13 protein-coding genes and 3 pseudogenes are annotated in these 17065 nt (G+C 52.7%); 11 read left to right on the top strand and 5 right to left on the bottom strand.

Annotated features, from left to right (window positions below; all coding sequences use genetic code 11):
* Window positions 1–329 precede the first annotated feature (329 nt).
* From ACM6I5_RS05925 to tnpB, 9 genes are all read left to right on the top strand, one after another.
* Window positions 330–2003 (top strand): sugar phosphate nucleotidyltransferase, encoded by a 1674-nt coding sequence (locus ACM6I5_RS05925; protein WP_414883397.1) that lies wholly within the window; start codon window positions 330–332, stop codon window positions 2001–2003.
* On the top strand, window positions 2000–2404 hold the full coding sequence (locus ACM6I5_RS05920) for a GtrA family protein (protein ID WP_414883396.1): 405 nt from the start codon (window positions 2000–2002) through the stop codon (window positions 2402–2404). Before ACM6I5_RS05925 ends, ACM6I5_RS05920 begins: the two co-directional genes overlap by 4 nt.
* A complete protein-coding gene (locus ACM6I5_RS05915; RefSeq protein WP_204149791.1) occupies window positions 2401–3099 on the top strand; it encodes a glycosyltransferase family 2 protein in 699 nt (232 codons plus the stop codon). Before ACM6I5_RS05920 ends, ACM6I5_RS05915 begins: the two co-directional genes overlap by 4 nt.
* On the top strand, window positions 3096–3701 hold the full coding sequence (locus tag ACM6I5_RS05910; protein WP_204149790.1) for a phosphatidylinositol-specific phospholipase C/glycerophosphodiester phosphodiesterase family protein: 606 nt from the start codon (window positions 3096–3098) through the stop codon (window positions 3699–3701). The genes ACM6I5_RS05915 and ACM6I5_RS05910 overlap by 4 nt, the downstream gene beginning before the upstream one ends.
* An 83-nt stretch (window positions 3702–3784) precedes the next feature.
* On the top strand, window positions 3785–5752 hold the full coding sequence (locus tag ACM6I5_RS05905; RefSeq protein ID WP_414883395.1) for a hypothetical protein: 1968 nt from the start codon (window positions 3785–3787) through the stop codon (window positions 5750–5752).
* The gene (locus tag ACM6I5_RS05900; protein WP_414883394.1) at window positions 5752–6510 is read left to right on the top strand and encodes an HAD family hydrolase; all 759 of its coding nucleotides are present in this window, start codon (window positions 5752–5754) and stop codon (window positions 6508–6510) included. Before ACM6I5_RS05905 ends, ACM6I5_RS05900 begins: the two co-directional genes overlap by 1 nt.
* Window positions 6497–7513 (top strand): class II aldolase/adducin family protein, encoded by a 1017-nt coding sequence (locus ACM6I5_RS05895; protein ID WP_414883393.1) that lies wholly within the window; start codon window positions 6497–6499, stop codon window positions 7511–7513. The genes ACM6I5_RS05900 and ACM6I5_RS05895 overlap by 14 nt, the downstream gene beginning before the upstream one ends.
* Window positions 7500–9200 (top strand): hypothetical protein, encoded by a 1701-nt coding sequence (locus ACM6I5_RS05890; RefSeq protein ID WP_414883392.1) that lies wholly within the window; start codon window positions 7500–7502, stop codon window positions 9198–9200. Before ACM6I5_RS05895 ends, ACM6I5_RS05890 begins: the two co-directional genes overlap by 14 nt.
* A gap of 270 nt (window positions 9201–9470) precedes the next feature.
* Window positions 9471–9830, top strand: a complete 360-nt coding sequence (gene tnpB, locus ACM6I5_RS05885; protein WP_019412232.1) for an IS66 family insertion sequence element accessory protein TnpB — start codon at window positions 9471–9473, stop codon at window positions 9828–9830.
* A gap of 398 nt (window positions 9831–10228) precedes the next feature.
* Here the strand turns inward: tnpB and gmtX are convergent, their stop codons facing one another.
* The 4 genes and pseudogenes from gmtX to ACM6I5_RS05865 all read right to left on the bottom strand — a co-directional run.
* Entirely contained in the window at window positions 10229–10891 is a 663-nt protein-coding gene (gmtX, locus tag ACM6I5_RS05880) for a gamma-mobile-trio protein GmtX (RefSeq protein WP_414883391.1), read from the bottom strand.
* Window positions 10888–11964 carry a hypothetical protein gene (locus ACM6I5_RS05875; protein WP_414883390.1) on the bottom strand — a complete coding sequence of 359 codons (1077 nt, stop codon included), beginning with the start codon at window positions 11962–11964 and terminating at the stop codon, window positions 10888–10890. The genes gmtX and ACM6I5_RS05875 overlap by 4 nt, the downstream gene beginning before the upstream one ends.
* A complete protein-coding gene (locus ACM6I5_RS05870; RefSeq protein WP_414883389.1) occupies window positions 11870–13219 on the bottom strand; it encodes an IS110 family transposase in 1350 nt (449 codons plus the stop codon). Before ACM6I5_RS05870 ends, ACM6I5_RS05875 begins: the two co-directional genes overlap by 95 nt.
* A 223-nt stretch (window positions 13220–13442) precedes the next feature.
* Window positions 13443–13703: pseudogene (locus ACM6I5_RS05865) on the bottom strand (transposase); the annotation flags it as partial.
* Window positions 13704–14058: 355 nt separating this feature from the next.
* On the opposite strand from ACM6I5_RS05865, the pseudogene ACM6I5_RS05860 reads away from it, so the two are divergent.
* Window positions 14059–14160 (top strand): annotated as a pseudogene (locus ACM6I5_RS05860) (cell wall hydrolase); the annotation flags it as partial.
* 100 nt (window positions 14161–14260) lie between these two features.
* On the opposite strand, the gene ACM6I5_RS05855 reads toward ACM6I5_RS05860, so the two are convergent.
* Window positions 14261–16201 carry a hypothetical protein gene (locus tag ACM6I5_RS05855; protein ID WP_414883388.1) on the bottom strand — a complete coding sequence of 647 codons (1941 nt, stop codon included), beginning with the start codon at window positions 16199–16201 and terminating at the stop codon, window positions 14261–14263.
* 247 nt (window positions 16202–16448) lie between these two features.
* Between ACM6I5_RS05855 and ACM6I5_RS05850 the strand changes: the two are divergent.
* Window positions 16449–16893 (top strand): annotated as a pseudogene (locus ACM6I5_RS05850) (glycoside hydrolase family 19 protein); the annotation flags it as partial.
* Window positions 16894–17065: the final 172 nt, after the last annotated feature.

Here is a 17065-nt window from a genome sequence, read left to right as displayed (position 1 = left end):
AAGACCTGCACTGCCGTCATAGGATCAGCTGAAGCAAAAAATCGCGCGAATAGTATCACGGAGCCTTCGCTGATCCCATTCGACCGGACCTTTTCGCGACATCCCGGCAAAGCGGGTGTTCAGCGGCAAGCAAGGTATGGATTCGTGTAAGCCGCGTCGACCGCACAGCACCAGGTTCGAGTGTCCGACATTGGCCATACTTACCTGTAAAAAAGGTGACGCTCCATTCAGCTTCGGACTAAAATGCCAACTTTTTGCTATTGGTCGCGCGGTTGGCACAATGTCTGTGCACAACCTTAACGTCAACACAGTACGTAAACGAGTATTTTGTGCAGATAATCATTCCAATGTCAGGTTTCGGCGAGCGCTTCCGCCGGGCCGGCTACACAGTGCCCAAGCCCCTTATTGAAATAGACGGCAAGCCAATCATTGGGCATGTCATAGATATGTTTCCCGGTGAAACGGATTTTATTTTTATTTGCAATCAGGACCACTTGGACAACCCTGAATACCGCATGGCTTCTATCCTGCGGCATTACTGCCCTACTGGTCAGGTTATTGGCATTCCGGCTCATAAACTCGGGCCGATCCATGCCGTGCGCCAGGTAGAGCACCTGATAAAACCCGACAGCCCGGTGATCGTTAACTATTGCGATTTTACCTGCTACTGGGATTGGCAGCATTTCAAGCAATTCGTAAAGACTACGGCATGCGTCGGTGCAATCCCTGCCTATAAAGGCTTTCACCCGCACACCCTAGGTAGCACGAACTATGCCTACATCCGCGAAACGCAGGGTTGGGTGCAGGACATTCAAGAGAAGCAACCCTACACCGACAATCGCATGGAAGAGTTCGCATCCAGTGGGACTTATTACTTCGACTCAGGCAAAACCATGAGCGAAGCGTTCCGCAACACCATGGACCAACAACTCAATGTCGGTGGCGAATACTACGTCAGCCTGGCCTACAAACCTCTACTCGCGGAAAAACAGTCCGTCGCGGTGTACCCCCTCCAGCACTTCATGCAATGGGGTACGCCGGATGACGTCCGGGAATACAACGGCTGGTCGGCGGCTTTTGAAACGATGAACCGCCAATTGAAACATTCGCAGACTTCCCCGACAGGCGCCCTTGTGATCCCAATGGCGGGAATGGGCCAGCGCTTTGTAAATGAGGGTTATGCACTGACCAAGCCACTGATCCCGGTGTCAGGCAAACCCATGGTCACCCAAGCCACTGGGGACTTGCCCAAAGCCGAACACCACGCCTTCGTTCTTCGCCAGGACATGCCCGGTTACGCCGAGATCGCCAAAGAACTTGAGCGTGTATTCCCCGGCACCGTGATTGAAACAATCCCGCAAGTAACGGAAGGCCAAGCCTGCACCGCGCTGCTCGGGTTAGAGGCTCTGGAGCGTGCCGTCACGGATGTTCAAGGCCCTATTACCTTTGGTGCCTGCGACAACGGCGCCCTTTATGATGAACAGGCATTTCAGGCCTTGGTCGACAACCCAGAGATAGACGTGATTGTGTGGGGCGCGAGAGGGCATGCAAATGCTATCCGTCATCCGCAAATGTTTGGCTGGATCGATGCCGAGAGCGGTCGGATTCGTCGAATCTCCGTGAAGACCCCACTTGAATCCCCGGCGACAGATCCGATCGTACTGGGAACCTTCACATTCCGCCGCGCAGAAGACTTCCGGAATGTGGTTTCGCGGCTGATTCAGCGTGACGGTCGTATCAATGGCGAGTTCTACATTGACTCGACGATTAATGATGCCATCGAATCGGGTCTGCGCTGCGAACTGTTCGAAGTCGATAGTTTCCTGTCATGGGGTACCCCGAACGACCTGCGTACTTTCGAATACTGGCAGTCCTGTTTCCACAAGTGGGCAGGTCACCCTTATCGGCTGCAGAACGATGGTCGAATCCCGCAAGACGCCATTGCCGGACTGGAGTCTCGCTATCAAGCGATGGTGCCCGCGCTGCCAGGCACAACAGCATGATCAAGCGTGAGCTTGCAGTCTTTCTGGTCGTAGGCTCGCTGACTGTCCTGATCGATTTCCTGACCTATCGCGGCCTGGTCTGGACTGAGTGGATGACTGTCGATCAGGCCAAAGCAGTCGGCTTTCTGACCGGCACCCTGTTTGCGTACTTTGCCAACAAGGTGTGGACTTTCGGCCACCAGGATCACGCGCCTGGCAGCGTATGGCGCTTTGTCCTGCTGTATGCGATCACATTGGGCGCCAACGTTCTGGTTAATGCCGGGTGCCTGGCGTTACTCAGCACACTGTCCATTGCAGTCCCGGTTGCATTTTTGATTGCCACGGGTGTATCGGCCGTTCTCAACTTCCTTGGAATGAAGTTGTTCGTGTTCAAGACTAGCAACCTTACGGAGAAGTCATGAAGTTTTCGCTAATCATCCCCTGCTACAACGAGTCGGCCAATTTGCCACTGCTGCTGGAACGCTGCAAAGGCCTGGTCGAACAACCTGGCGTAGAGGTGATTCTGGTCGACAATGGCTCCACCGATGACAGTCCGCAGGTTTTAGAGCGCCTGTTGCCGTCCTACCCCGGATGCAGAAGCGTTCGGGTCGAGGTCAATCAAGGTTATGGCTTCGGCATTCTTTCCGGCCTGCGTGCAGCTGAAGGCGAGATTCTCGGCTGGACCCATGCAGATCTGCAAACCGACCCGATGGATGCGTTGCGTGGCCTTGCGTACTTTGACCAGCATGGGCCAGACATTTTCGTAAAAGGACGTCGCTTCGGCCGACCATTGGCCGATGTCGTGTTCACCTTCGGCATGAGCGTTTTCGAAACCGTTCTGCTCGGCAAACCGATGTGGGATATAAACGCTCAGCCCACCATGTTTTCCAAAGCCTTTTTCCAGCGCTGGCAGGCAGCCCCATCGGATTTTGCACTCGACCTATATGCGTATTACCAAGCCCACATGCAGGGTTTGAAGGTTTATCGGTTTGCTGTGCGTTTTGGTGAGCGCGCCCACGGCGTTTCACACTGGAACGTGAACTGGGCAGCCAAAAGAAAATTCATTCGCAGAACTGTTGATTTCAGTTTGCAACTTAAGAAGAGTCTAAGGACATGAAACTCATCTCGCATCGGCGTAACACCCGTCAGGAACTCAATGCCACCGAAGGAAAATATGGCATTGAAGTCGATATCCGCAGCTACGGTAACGACCTGATTATCCACCACGATCCCTGCGTACCAGGTGAATCGTTTGACGAGTGGATTGCCGACTATCGGCACGGAACACTGATTCTGAACGTCAAGGAAGAAGGCCTGGAAGCACGCTTGATCGCGCTAATGAAAGACAAGGGGATCGAAGATTACTTCTTCCTTGATCAGTCCTTTCCTTTCCTGATCAAGTGGTCCAAAGCCGGCGAACGCCGTTGCGCCGTCCGTGTGTCCGAATTCGAATCGATTGAAACGGCACTGACGCTGGCAGGCAAGGTTGATTGGGTGTGGGTTGATTGCTTCACCCAATTCCCACTCAGCCATGACGACGCCAAGCGATTGCAGGATGCGGGCTTCAAACTGTGCCTGGTATCCCCGGAACTCCAAGGCCGCAACGCCGAAACAGAGATTCCAATGCTGGTAAAACTATTAGCTGACCGGAATATCGTTGCCGAAGCGGTTTGCACCAAACGACCGGACCTCTGGGAAACGTTGGCTGCGATCGAATGAATATAAAGCTTCTTTGCCACCCGACCTTTTTGATCGGGTTGGTGCTTCGTCTTGTACTTGTACTATGGATAGCCCCCACACCAGTGACCGAGTGGTATCTGCCATTCCTGGACACCAGCACCAACACGCTGACACTGAACCCGTGGGGAACATGGCTGGATCAAGGTGGCGCAATTACTGCGTTCCCCTATGGCTATGTCATGTGGGCGGCTTTCCTGCCCGCGATTTTGCTATGCAAGGCGCTCTCGCTCCCTCTGATACTTGGCTACGGCCTGACACTGATTGGCGCAGACCTCCTGCTTCTGAACGCACTCAGAAAGATTGTTCCCAACCGCGATAGATTGCTGATCGCAGTGTATTGGCTGTCGCCGATCGTGATCGTTGGTAGCTATGTACTCGGGTTCAACGACCTCATCCCGGTACTCTTGCTTGCAGGATCACTTTACTTCCTCAAGCGTGCACGACTGATACTAACAGGGCTCATATTTGTCACTGCGATCTCGGCCAAGCTGAGCATGGTGCTGGCACTACCGTTTTTCCTGATCTACCTGCAACACAACCGATCTCTGCGCCAGCATCTGCCACGTTTGTTGATCGGCTTGGCCGTGGGCGCAGCAGTGACGATCCTGCCATTTCTGTTGTCCAGCGCAGGCGTCAGCATGCTCTTCAACAACCCGGAAATAGGGAAAGTCTACAAGCTGGCATTCAGCATCGGAGATACCACCCTCCTTTACGTAGTGCCCCTCGCCTACTTGCTGATGCTTTATGCTGCCTGGCGGATCAAACGTCCGAACTTCGAGCTCTTCCACTCCATGCTCGGCCTGGTTTTCCTGCTCGTTGTCCTGATGACGCCGGCGTCTCCTGGATGGTTTATCTGGGCCATCCCATCCTTGGTGGCCTATCAGGCAGCCAGCAACCGGGTTGCGGTCGCCATCACCGGGATCTTCTCGCTGCTCTATGTGGTGAGCGCTCTACTGATTACCCCGGACGCCAAACTGATCGTCGAGCAGACTTCATGGCTGCCGCAAGCGGCCAGCCAATGGTTGTTCGCCGGCAAACTGTCATCGTTGGTTCACACAGCGATGGTCGCGACAGGCGTAGTTCTGGCCATTCGAATCTGGCGAGAGTCCGTCAGCCGCAACGATTACTTCCGCCTCAGCCGCAAACCATTCGTCATCGGCGTGGCCGGCGATTCTGGCGCAGGCAAGGATACCTATTCGGATGCGATAAAAGGGCTGTTTGGTGGCCACTCGGTCACAACCCTTTCCGGTGATGACTACCATTTGTGGGACCGTCAAAAACCCATGTGGCAGGTCATGACTCACCTGAACCCCATGGCCAACGACCTCGAAGGCTTCGCCAATGACCTAGTGGCATTGACCGACTCGAAGAATATCCACTCCCGGCACTACGATCATCAAACCGGCCGCATGAGCCGCCCCTTCATGATCAAGAGTAATGACTTTATCATCGCCAGCGGCCTGCACGCGCTGTACATGCCGATTCTTCGAGAATGCTACAACCTGAGTGTTTACCTAGACATCGATGAAAGCCTGAGACGCCATTTCAAGCTCCAGCGCGATGTACATCAACGCGGACACACCGAAGAGAAAGTGCTGGCCTCCTTTGAACGCAGAGAGCCGGACTCGGCACGTTTTATCCGCCCACAAGCAGCGTATGCAGACCTGGTGCTGTCCTTGCAGCCCATTCATCCGCGCATTCTGGAGGGGGCCGGAAAAAACCACCCCTTGCACTTCAAGATCGTAGCGCGCTCACGTAACGGCCTGAACGAACTCTCGCTCACCCGAGTACTGGTTGGTGTTTGCGGTCTGCATGTCGACATGTCAACACGTAACGACGCGAATGAAGTCGAGCTGACCATAGAGGGCGAAACATCGGCCCAGGACATCGAAATGGCCGCGCGGATGATCTGCCCACGCGTCTTCGAATTCCTCGACATAAAACCAGAATGGCAAGACGGCGTCATGGGGCTAATGCAACTGATTACCCTCTCCCATATCAACCAAGCACTGACAAAACGGTTTATATAGTGAAGATTTTTGCACCTGAGCGATTCAATCGCCTCCCCGACGCCATACTGTTCGACACCGACAATACGCTGTACCCCTACGATCCGGCACATGCCGCTGCACAGCAAGCCGTCAGGGACAAAGTGGTCAATACCTTTTCCATCAAACCGGAAGTGTTTGACGCAGCCTTCAAGGAAGCACGTCAACAGGTAAAAACTCGCCTGGAACACACCGCGTCGTCCCATAGCCGTCTTCTGTACCTGCAGCGCATGCTCGAGATCATGGGCCTGGGTTCTCAAGTGCTACTGGCTCTGGATTTCGAACAGACCTACTGGCGCACCTTCCTCAGCAACGCCGTGCTGTTCGATGAAGTAAAAGACTTGTTGGACGACCTGAGACTGCTAGGCATTCCTACCGCCATCGTTACCGATCTGACAGCCCAGATCCAGTTCCGCAAGGTGGTCTACTTCGGGCTCGATCATTACTTCGATTACATCGTGACCAGTGAAGAAGCCGGCTTCGACAAGCCCCACGCAGCCCCCTTTGAAATCGCCCTGGAAAAAATGCGCCCTAAAGGCGATTGCATCTGGATGATTGGCGACAATCCAATCAATGACATCCGAGGTGGCCGCGAACAGATAAATGCGGTGACCTTGCAAAAGATTCATAGCGGCACACCTCTGGGTACGGATGAAAACGCCCCAGACGCCGCATTTACAGAGTTCCGCGATTTGCGCCACCTGATTTCCAGACTTGGAGTAAAAAATGAGCTTGCATGAATCGGTTCGTCAGTTCTGCTCTGAAATCGGTAAAGACCCCCTGATCGTGCAAGGCGCTGGCGGTAATGTGTCCTGGAAAGAGAACGATATTCTGTGGATCAAGGCATCGGGTACCTGGCTGGCCGATGCTGGCGACAAAGATATCTTTGTACCCGTACAACTCGACCACCTGACCAAAGCACTGAAAAACGGAGACTATGCCGTCGTACCGCAAACGGCCACGAGCACTCCACTAAAACCATCTATCGAGACACTGCTGCACGCCTTGATGCCCCATCGCATCGTGGTCCACGTGCACGCGATCGAAGTACTCGCACATCTGGTTCGCAAAGACTTCGATCACACCAACTACCCCGCTTTGGACAAGTCACTTAACTCGCGCACCGTTAAATACTGCAAACCAGGAGCCGAACTAGCAGAAGCCGTTGCGAACCAACTGGATGGCACCACGAGCACCCGCGTGGTCTTCCTGAGGAACCATGGCGTCATCATTGGTGGTGACAGCATTGAAGAGCTCAGTAAAACCCTTCATCACCTGACTCACTTCTTCGCGACGCCTGCAGTATCAGCCCAAATCAGTACACCTGATACTTCGCTACGTCTGGCCAATGGCGCTGAGTTCAACCCCATCGGTTTAGCCAAACTCCATGAAGTTGCGATCACTCCATCGCTGGTGGATCGCCTGACGGACAACTGGGCGCTTTATCCAGATCATGTTGTTTTTCTTGGCCCACACCCGCGGCTGTTCGAATCGCTTGAAGAAGCGAAATCCTCTTTGGAACAGGAAGCAGAATTGCCGGACGTCATCTTTGTCCGTGGCCTGGGGACTTTCGCCAGAGAGACAATGAACAAGGCAAAAATCGCGCAGTTGATTTGCTATTACGACGTCATGACAAAACTGAATGACGGTGCACAACTGTCGACTTTGACCAATATGCAGATCTCCGAGCTGATCGACTGGGACGCCGAGAAGTACAGAAGAGGTTTAAATGATGAAAAGTAAGCGCCTGACGGGCCAACTATATTTATCCATTATTGCATGCGTATTACTGACAGCCATGGTGAGCATTTACACCATGGCAACCTACGTGAAAGGCCCCCTCAATGGTAACTTTGATCACTTCCTGATGCAGGCAGATCGTTGGGGCATGCCCGAAGCTATCAAAGAGCGCGGAGTTACACCTCTCTATCTGGATGAGTGGAACTCGGGCTGGGACGGTCAGTTTTACTATTACATCGCCAATGATTTGTTCGCGCAAAAAGATACTGCGAGCCACATCGATGCCGATGCCTATCGCTATCAGCGAGTCGGCATCCCAATACTCTCGAAACTGCTGTCCTTGGTACTTTTTCAGGATTGGGTTAGTCCTTTTATCTATTATCTGACTCACTTCTTGCTAATCCTGCTTGGTACCGCAGTAGCTGCACGCTTTTTCATAAAAGAAGGTGTACCGGCGTATTGGATCTTGCCTTGGTCGGTAGGCATGGGAACCCAAATCACCCTGTTGAACGGGCTTCCGGATGGTGCTGCTGATGCGTTGCTCATTATCGCAATGGTGTCGGCCCACCAGAAAAAATATCTGGTTTACGCGATCGCCGTTACCTTTGCTTGCTTGTCGAGAGAGGCCTATATAGCCTTCCCTGCGCTCTTTTTCGGTGCGCAAATTCTAGATCGTTACATCAATAAAAAATCGATCAGACCTTATACAGATCTATTATTCCTGCTCTGCCCTCTCATCATCTTCGTTGCCTGGCATTCTTTCATCAGACTGCATTTCACGCAGACACCTGCGCAGCAAAGCGCCTCTGTTCTCGGGTTACCACTGAAAAGCCTCCTGATTCATTTAGTTCCCGGTCTCCAGGGGAATTACCCGAACACACCAACCGGATGGTATTCCTACATAGCCGGGATTGGTGTCGCACTGTTCGCCATACTGCTGGGCTGGACAATGCTAGTCATTGCTAAAACGAAACCTGTGAAATCCGTCCTTGAGGGTCATATCGTAAGAAATACTGCGGGAGCATTTACGCTTACGCTTTGCTTACTGTATCTCTGCTTTGGCGATACCGTAATATGGAATTTCACAGGATACATGAAAGCTGGTGGACTATTTCTGTTCTGCATTCCGTTTATCGCAGCGATTACCAATCTACCTCTTCGAAAGTCTGCTTTTGCACTTTCGGTGATTATTACTGTATTTTTCTGCTGGCAGGGCTGGCTGCTGCGAGTCGAACAACCGCCCATCAAATACAAGTTTGACACCAATTGCAAACATCTAAAATTTGATAGCAGCGGTGCGTGCCTTGAAAAATTCGAATGGAAAGGCGACGAACTGACAGGACTGGTAGGTAAACACCGAGGTGGGAAGCGTATAGCCGAACAGGGCAAAACAGCCTCTGGCTTCATTTCTTATGGCCCCTACATGGAACTGCCTCAAGGGAAGTATCGAGTCGAGTTATCGATCTCTGGAGAAGGTAACGACCTCGGCTATACGGACATTCAAGGCACTGACTCAAGCAACGCAGTAGTAACGCTCGCCAAGACAGGGCTCACCCCCGGCAAAGAAGTTAAAATAGAGACCCTCCTCGATATACAGGAGCGTTTCATCAGAAATCTTGAGGTCCGCACCTGGTATCAATCAGGAAATCTTTCAATCCATACTTTGACGATAGAACGACTGGCTAACTAATAGTTGTGTTCCCGGAGCACAAACGAAGGAAACTTATTAGTACAGGGCCTAAAACTCAGGGGTGTCTATCACAGACACCCTTTTTTCTGCTTCAAAAACTATAACACCTGATACAAACTGTAAACTGTCTAGCGAGACAGTCCAGGTTTGATCGTGGGCAAGCTTTGTAACTGGATAGAAACTGTGTCAGCGCTCCATAAATCCCACATTCAAAGCCGTCACCTGATCCTCGATGCTGTGCTCCTGATTCTTTTCCGGAGCCCGCACCTCATGATGCGTCCCGACGCAAAAGTCGAAAAAGTCTATCTCTATCCCAAGCCTGTCGACTTCCGAAAATCCATCGACGGCCTAGCCGCTCTGGTCGAACTGGACATCAAGGTCGCGGTGTTTGACCCGGTGCTTTTCGTGTTCCTCAACAAGCCTCGCAACCGAGTGAAGATTTTGTATTGGGAGCGCAACGGCTTTTGCCTTTGGCTAAAGCGCCTGGAATCCGAGCGCTTCAAAACATCGCCGGATTGTTCGGATGAAGCCATCGTGCTGACGGTTCAAGAACTCAACTGGTTATTGGACGGTTTTGATTTGTGGCGCAACCGTCCGCATCAAGTTTTGACGCCTCGATTCGTCGCCTGATTCGGTATAATCCAGGGCATGATTTCCATGCCCAAAGACCTTCCTGACGACCCTGTTTTGCTCAAGCAACTGCTTGAGCAAATGCTGAGTGAGCGGGAGTCGGATAAGGGCAACTTGGCTGGAAGTCAGAAAGCCATGTAAGCGGACCTGCTGCTCCGGCCTTTTAGGCTGTGCGGGTTTCGCGCTTATCTTAGGAGCCGTGCAACAGTTGCTGCAGATCTTCCCGAGGCCGGCATCAAAGACTTATACCCTGGCTCTACATACTTCAGGGGAAGCAAGCTCTGAAGCCAGCAGGTACAAGGGTTTTGCCCGCCTGAGCTAACGATGTATCGTTACATCAGAATACATCGTTACTTGTGAGCGCCGACGGGAATGTCGGCGCTTTTTCATTGCTACGGTCAGTTGCCAAGCACTTTGCGAATCGCTCGAGCGAACCCAACCTCAAACACCGGCCGGCCACGCTCATTTATTATTTCGCCGTGGCTACCTTCTCGTAGGCCTCGCTCTTCCAGGTAGTTAGCCGACACTGCTTTCTCCAGCGCCTCGCGCTCCGATGGCGTGAGCTGCGCAGTCATAGCGAGTACGGTAACTGACTGCGAGCCGGGGGCGTACGCCACTGTTGCTCCGAGCGGGCGTCGGTCAACGGTCACTTGTGTGTTGGCTTTCAATACGTTTATTTGCGCCTTGAGCCTGTCGCGCTCTGCAATGATGGCCTGCATGATGGAGCGGATAGCTGGGTCCTCGATACGCATCAAGTATTGATGGCTTGCCAACGGTTTCGGCGGCTTTGGTACAGGTGGGCCGGCGTAGGCAGCCCAGATCTCGATAAGCGTCCGATAGTCAGCAGACTGAGCGTTGTAAAGCGCTCGGCCCTTCATGATGCCTTCGGCTTCTGCCAGACGACCGATAACTGGCAACGAGAACTCTCGGGAGCCGGTCTCATGATGCTTACGGCAAAGCTCGTGCATCTTCGCCAGGTTCGCGCGCCGATTCGAGCGCCCACCCTTGGCGAGCAACACCTCCAGGGTTGCGTCCGGGTGGATGTCCGTTTTGCCATTCATGTTCCGTCCCCCGCGAAGATCTGATGCCTGGTGGTAACCGCATGAACGTGATTTGTCGTAGGTAGCAGCGTAGAGAGGTCCATATCGAAGTGGCGGCTGAGGCTCACGCCCGCATCAATCAAATGAATCACCTGGCGTTGGCCAAGCGCAGCATTCGCCGGGTTCAGCTTCTGTGCAAGGTGGCGCATGAATGCGTTACCGGCGAGTAGTTGCTCCTGTTCGCTCAACAGCATGAACACGGGGGGCAGGTTCTCGTGGTAAAGGACCGCGTCGAGTAACTGACTGCGGCGGAACACGGCCTTGCCCGGTTCCAAGTCGGGGTAGACTTCAACGCTTTCGCAGACACCGGCCAACTGGAGTAACTCCGACTCTGTTTCTTCGAAGGCGATATTCACATCACCCACCGTGCCTACGGCGACTAATCTCGTACCATCGCCATGCGGCGCATCGAGGGCGGCCTTGCAGCGATCAATGAGGCGCCAGCAAGCTACCAAGTCCTCGGCAAGGTCGCTGAAGCGTTTCATGCTTCTTTCCCATGCTCGCTCTGCCTGCCGGTATGCATCGAGCCGCATAAAAGGTTGGTTTTTTTCCTCAGCGTCGGCCCTCTGTTTTTTCAAGTCTTGCAGCGTGTTTTCATGGGCAATACAGGCGTTATGCGCCTCATCGAAGTGGTAGGCGAGCGTATTAAAGTGGGCGGTCAGTGCAGGCAGATGGTGCGGCTCGGTCACGAACCAGCGGCAGCGTACACAGTTTCGGCTACCCCCGGGCACAGGGCCATATTTCTTCGAGTTCAGTGGTCCAATTTGAGGACCGCCGTTGTGGCAGCCCCCTACCGAACTATTGTCTTCGACTTCACTGGTGTTGCCACCGACCAAGCAAAGTCCATGGTGCATCGGCATCCAGCCGACTGGATTTCGTGCGGCCGGATGCTGGGGGATGGCGGCGGCAAGACTGGACACGCTGTTGCAGATGGCCTTCCTAAGAAACACCCTCCACTGGTTGCAGTGTAAAACCAAACTCAGCCGCGCGTCGGTGTAGGCCTTTGACGACTCGCTCGCGATATTTTTGCTCATAGTGATCGGCTCCTGGGTCTTGATAATTCATGCCGAAACGCATGGCGTTATAGAACAGGATCGCGATCTTTCGGGCTGTAGCTGTGACGGCCTTGGCTTTGCCGATTCGAGCCGCAAGACGCCGATAAAACGCACCCAATGCCGTGTTCGTTCTGCCGACGGTCACAGCGGCTAAGCGCAGATGGGCGGTCACTCGATTTTTGGTCTTGCGGGTATGGGCCGAAAGTACTTTGCCGCCACTGATGCGACAGCCGGGCGCAAGAGTGAGCCAGGAAGTGAAATGGTGGCAAGTCCGCCATCGACTCAGATCCGTGCCGCACTCGGCGACCAGCCGAAGAGCCAGGTAGGGGCCGATGCCGTGGATCTGGGTCAGATCAACACCGACCAGTTGATAGAGCAAGGTACGTACATCGAAATTCAGCGCGTTGGGTTGCCGAGTGTTATGCCGTGGTTTTGGTAGCGGCTCAGCGGGCAGTGTCTTTTCCTGCGAGAGCTTAATCAGCGTTTGTGCAATCTGCTGGTCGCAAACCAGTAGCTGCGCTTGATAAGCGTCATACATGGACAGCGCCTGCGTCAAAGCGAAAATGTGCTCGGGCTGGTAGTTGCCGACCAGCGATGCCTCAATCACATCAACGCCCGCCTTGCAGCGCTTGTCACTCAGCGCCGCTAACGAGGAGGGGCTGCGCTCGCCTGCGACGATGGCGCGGATTATCCGCATCCCCGACAAGCCGGTGATATCGGCCACGACGTGATGCAATTGCAGGTTCATGTGCGTGAGAGCTTTTTGCATGTGCTGAATATGCGCCGCGGCATAATCGAGATGACGCTCCCGCAGCCGCAAATAGCTGCGCAAAGCCGAAATCTCACGATCTGGGTGAAAGCTGGCTCGAAGCAGCCCGCATGCATGAAGTCGTTGAATCCACTGTGCATCATTCACATCGGTTTTGCGTCCTGGCACCGCACGGGCATCACGCGCATTGGCGAGTACGACCTGAAGGCCGTGCGCTTCCAGTATTTCGTAAACCGGAATCCAGTAAACGCCTGTTGATTCCATGGCGACCGTCGTTATCCCAAGACTTACCAGCCAGTTGGCCATGCGCTCGAGATCGGCAGTGAAGGCCTGGAAAGTTTGAACGGATTCTTTGGCCAGGTCTGCAGGAACGGCCACCACATGAAAGCGTGAGCCAATATCAATGCCGGCTGCGTAATCATGAATAACCGGTAACCCACGCTGCTTCAGATCATGCTTTTTCATGAGCACCTCCAGTCAAGTTGAACTGAACGGGGACTCGGATCAAATCACCTTCCTAAACGGGGTCACGGAACGTGCCACCACTAACGGGTCCGCAGCTTCCCCTGGGTCAAGTTTTTTGACGGGGTCTAAGCCTCCAAAAAGCCAGCGACCACTGTCCAGTAGGATCAGTGTAGAACGCAGTGTTTCTAATCCAATGGGCCGCGGAGCGCCGGGGGAGGCGGTTTTTTAGTATTGATTTCTCTCGCTCAAGCCGAGCAATTCGGGCTTCCAGCTCCTGAATTTTTTGCTGTTCCGGAGTCAGTGCCTTGCTCTGCGGGGTGACGCCTTTATGTTCTTTCTGAATCTGGTCAACCCAGCGGCGCAATGCCGATTCACCAATGCCGAGTGAACGGCTGGCTTCGATGTAGCTGTAGTTTTGTTTGAGCACAAGGTCGGCAGCCTCGCGCTTGAATTCAGGAGTAAAGGAGCGGCGTTGTTTGGTCATCTGACACCTCGATCTGGCGAGCATTCTCGCCTAAATGGGTGTCCGGTTTCATTAGACCACTACATGGTCAGCACCAATGCAATTGGCTGGTCAGATGGAATGCAATTACGCACAAGGCGGCAATGGAAGGCGATCAGGCCGACAGGCTGACTTTGAGAGCAGCCAGATTCTGCATAGAACGGCGTCCCTGCTGCATGCTATGCAGAATCACGGTATAGCTTCAGCGTTTCTATTTCAAAAAATACCCCTCAATAGAGGGGTATCGAAAGTGGAAATCGCCTGAAAAGCCCTAACTATGTATTCCCGACTGGGGGGAATAAAAACACGCCGGCTTTTTTGTGCCTGGAGAAAATCGATGACCGAGACCGAAAAAGACCGCGACGTCCTTGCACGCACCCTGCGGGGGGAGGCTCGCGCCGAGAGCACTGCTGATCAAGTTGCATTCACTTGGGCTATCTGCCCCATGAGACGACTGTCTGAAATAACCGTCAATGGGGTTTGCAGCATGCATTCTTTACACCTCATGAGTGCATGCTACGTCTGTAGACGGGGATTTGTTACTGATCCCCGGCGAACCTGAGATTGTGAATTGTCAGGTCGCCAACACCATTAAAAATCACGTGCGCTTCGATTCGATCGAGAGTTCCGCCCGGAATGGAGAACTCCATGTCTATCGAGTTTCGGTTCTTCGGCAGATCACCGCTGTATAGAATGGCTCGGTTTTTTTCATCGAATCGACCGATCTCTATTCTGCCGGGAGCGGCGTCGCCTTCATGATCAGCGCTGAACTCCAGGGTCGCAGTGTACTTTCCACGCGGCAATGAGATATAGGGCCCGAAGGCAAGAATGCCGCTACCGTCGTGAGCAGAAGCTGAACGACCTGTTCCGTCTACCTGACCAATGAGCCCCGGTAGCTCGGCGCCGGAGAACGTTGCCGATCCATGGCCAAACTCTGAAAATATAAACTTCTTTTGAATATCTTTTACGCGCAAATCGAGTTCGCTGCCGGTGTAATAAAAAACCTCTGAAGTAGTGCCCGAGCACGAAAATACTTCGTAGCCTGCAGGAATTTTTTGTTTCAGACTTTCAGTATCAAACCCCATGATGCGCCCCAGCGCTCCATTATCGGCGATAACAAAGTTATAAACGGATGCGTTGTATTTTTCCGGCTGCCTTATAGGTCCAATAGACGATATCCAGAAAAATGGACTGAGCTGGTCGGTTGATTGACTTATGAAAATATTAGTTTTTGCGTAGAACATCACGCCGCGAGACATCCAGTAATCGGCTATGCCGGCTTTTAGTGGCACGCCACCGCTTATTAGGTTATCCAAGCAGCTTGCGGTTGATTGCTCTTGGTCTTTGAATGCACCGTGCTCCAGAAGCTCCGAGAAAGGCAGGCTTCGGCCACGCTCCAGAGAAATGAGAGCGGCGGCAGTGATCAAAACCGAAAAGAGAGCAATGCAAATTGCCGAGTAGGCTTTTGTTTTTACACCAAATGTTTTTTCTATGAAGTAAACAGATAGGATCGCGGACAGCGCTATGAATGTCTCAAAATACCGATAACCGAATTTATCAATGAAGCCGCCCGAGAGGATCGCGCCAAAAATTGATGATGCGATGGTTAATAGAAAGAACAAGCTAATGACCTGGACAGGTATGGATATCGCTTCGTTTGTCAACTCTCCGATTAACCGACGCATTATTTTTATGCACTTCGCTATCGCATAAAGAAACGCGATAAAAAAGCATATAGCTGTGAAGAACGCAAACGAAGCAGCTGGATCAAAAATGAACTGAGTTGCCTTGAGTAATTGCGCGGCAGATGACTTTGCCCCCCCAATTGACAGCGGGACTCGTCCATCGAGCGGCGAGTTATATGTTATTGCCTTACCAATTGCATAGCCTACAGCTTGAGAAATTACGAATAGTGTTAGCACGAATAAAATTCGCATTAAATTTTCACTATCGTTATGTAGCTTGCTGCGGATTGCCAAAGCGGATAACGTTGCTATAAAAGGAAGTGTAAAGCAGATAATGAAAATCGCCGACGATGCGTAGCCCAGCGCTCCAATCACTAGAAACGCTATTACTTTAGGTGTTGACTTTGATTCAAGCAGCGATAGGGTGAGCCATAGCATGGCAAGGCTCGATATCAAAGTCGGAACTTGTATATTGTTTGACCCAAAGAATATGCCAATTCGTGAATCAAGCGTGTATTGGCTCGTGGTAATCACACAAATCAGGCTCAACGCTACCAGAACAACCTTTGCTGATGGCGAAGCGTGCGGGCTTAAACGGTTGATCAGCCCTATTGATAAAAATGTGATTATTGTTGCTTGAGCCGCTGTTGTAAGTACTATTTGCACTGGAGCAAGGTTGGTTGTGGCATAGGCGAAAGTGTAAATGATTAAGTCTGGAAAGTAACTAGGAGCTGGGGAAAATCTCCAATCAGACCAATTTCCACCAGACGAAATATCATCAAGCAGATACTTCATGAATAGAATATCGCTGTGAATATTTGTGCTGTAGATGAGAGACAGAAAACTGACTGCAAGGCACATGCAAACTATTACATATGACGCCCTGGTATTTAGAGGGTTCATTTCATTCCTTTGTAAAATTTTTCACACTGCACGAAGCTGGGCATTATGACTGCTCAGTGTGAGCCCGGCAAAATATCAATCACAAAATTTTAGCGAGAACGCCCGCCCAGTACGGGCTTTTTTACTCCCGGAGAACCGCGTGCCAATCACCGCGCAACAACTACTGCAGATCCTCCCAAACGCCGGCGCCAAAGCCGGCGTTTTTTTTGCCCCTGTACTCAACACCACCATGCAGCGATACCAGATTGTCGGTCCCAAGCGCATTGCTGCGTTCGTTGCTCAGATCGGCCATGAGTCCGGTCAGTTGGTTTACGCCCGCGAGATCTGGGGGCCGACCGCTACGCAGCTGAAATACGAGGGGCGGGCGGACCCGGGCAACACCGTGCCAGGGGACGGCTTCAAGTACCGCGGGCACGGCTTGATCCAGATCACCGGCCGGGCCAATTACGCGGCCTGCGGCGAAGCGTTGGGCATTTACCTGATCCACCAGCCGGAACTGCTGGAGCAACCGCACCGCCTCCCTGTCGGCCGCCTGGTTTTGGACGACCAAAGGTTTGAATACGCTGGGCGACGCTGGCGAATTCAACGTATGCGCCCCATACAACGCCGAGAGATCGTCGCCGCCATCGACAGTGTGCACATCATCAGCACCACCGCAATCACACAAACGGCTACCTGCGAGATACTTGAATCTGGTCAACCAGCATCACGCCAGATTGATCTCGCGCCTGCCGGACGTTGAAGATGGGTATATGG

It is taken from the genome of Pseudomonas sp. IT-P171 (assembly GCF_949767765.1).
Lineage (GTDB): Bacteria > Pseudomonadota > Gammaproteobacteria > Pseudomonadales > Pseudomonadaceae > Aquipseudomonas > Aquipseudomonas fluorescens_B.
This window is presented reverse-complemented; position numbering and strand designations above follow the sequence as displayed.

Bases quoted from the DNA above. Each gene is read 5' to 3' on its own strand.
- ACM6I5_RS05870 (WP_414883389.1), bottom strand. From the start codon at position 13,219: ATGAAAAAGCATGATCTGAAGCAGCGTGGGTTACCGGTTATTCATGAT.
- ACM6I5_RS05855 (WP_414883388.1), bottom strand. From the start codon at position 16,201: ATGAAGTATCTGCTTGATGATATTTCGTCTGGTGGAAATTGGTCTGAT.
- ACM6I5_RS05875 (WP_414883390.1), bottom strand. From the start codon at position 11,964: ATGAGCAAAAATATCGCGAGCGAGTCGTCAAAGGCCTACACCGACGCG.
- tnpB (WP_019412232.1), top strand. From the start codon at position 9,471: ATGATGCGTCCCGACGCAAAAGTCGAAAAAGTCTATCTCTATCCCAAG.
- ACM6I5_RS05910 (WP_204149790.1), top strand. From the start codon at position 3,096: ATGAAACTCATCTCGCATCGGCGTAACACCCGTCAGGAACTCAATGCC.
- gmtX (WP_414883391.1), bottom strand. From the start codon at position 10,891: ATGAATGGCAAAACGGACATCCACCCGGACGCAACCCTGGAGGTGTTG.
- ACM6I5_RS05915 (WP_204149791.1), top strand. From the start codon at position 2,401: ATGAAGTTTTCGCTAATCATCCCCTGCTACAACGAGTCGGCCAATTTG.
- ACM6I5_RS05920 (WP_414883396.1), top strand. From the start codon at position 2,000: ATGATCAAGCGTGAGCTTGCAGTCTTTCTGGTCGTAGGCTCGCTGACT.
- ACM6I5_RS05890 (WP_414883392.1), top strand. From the start codon at position 7,500: ATGATGAAAAGTAAGCGCCTGACGGGCCAACTATATTTATCCATTATT.
- ACM6I5_RS05895 (WP_414883393.1), top strand. From the start codon at position 6,497: ATGAGCTTGCATGAATCGGTTCGTCAGTTCTGCTCTGAAATCGGTAAA.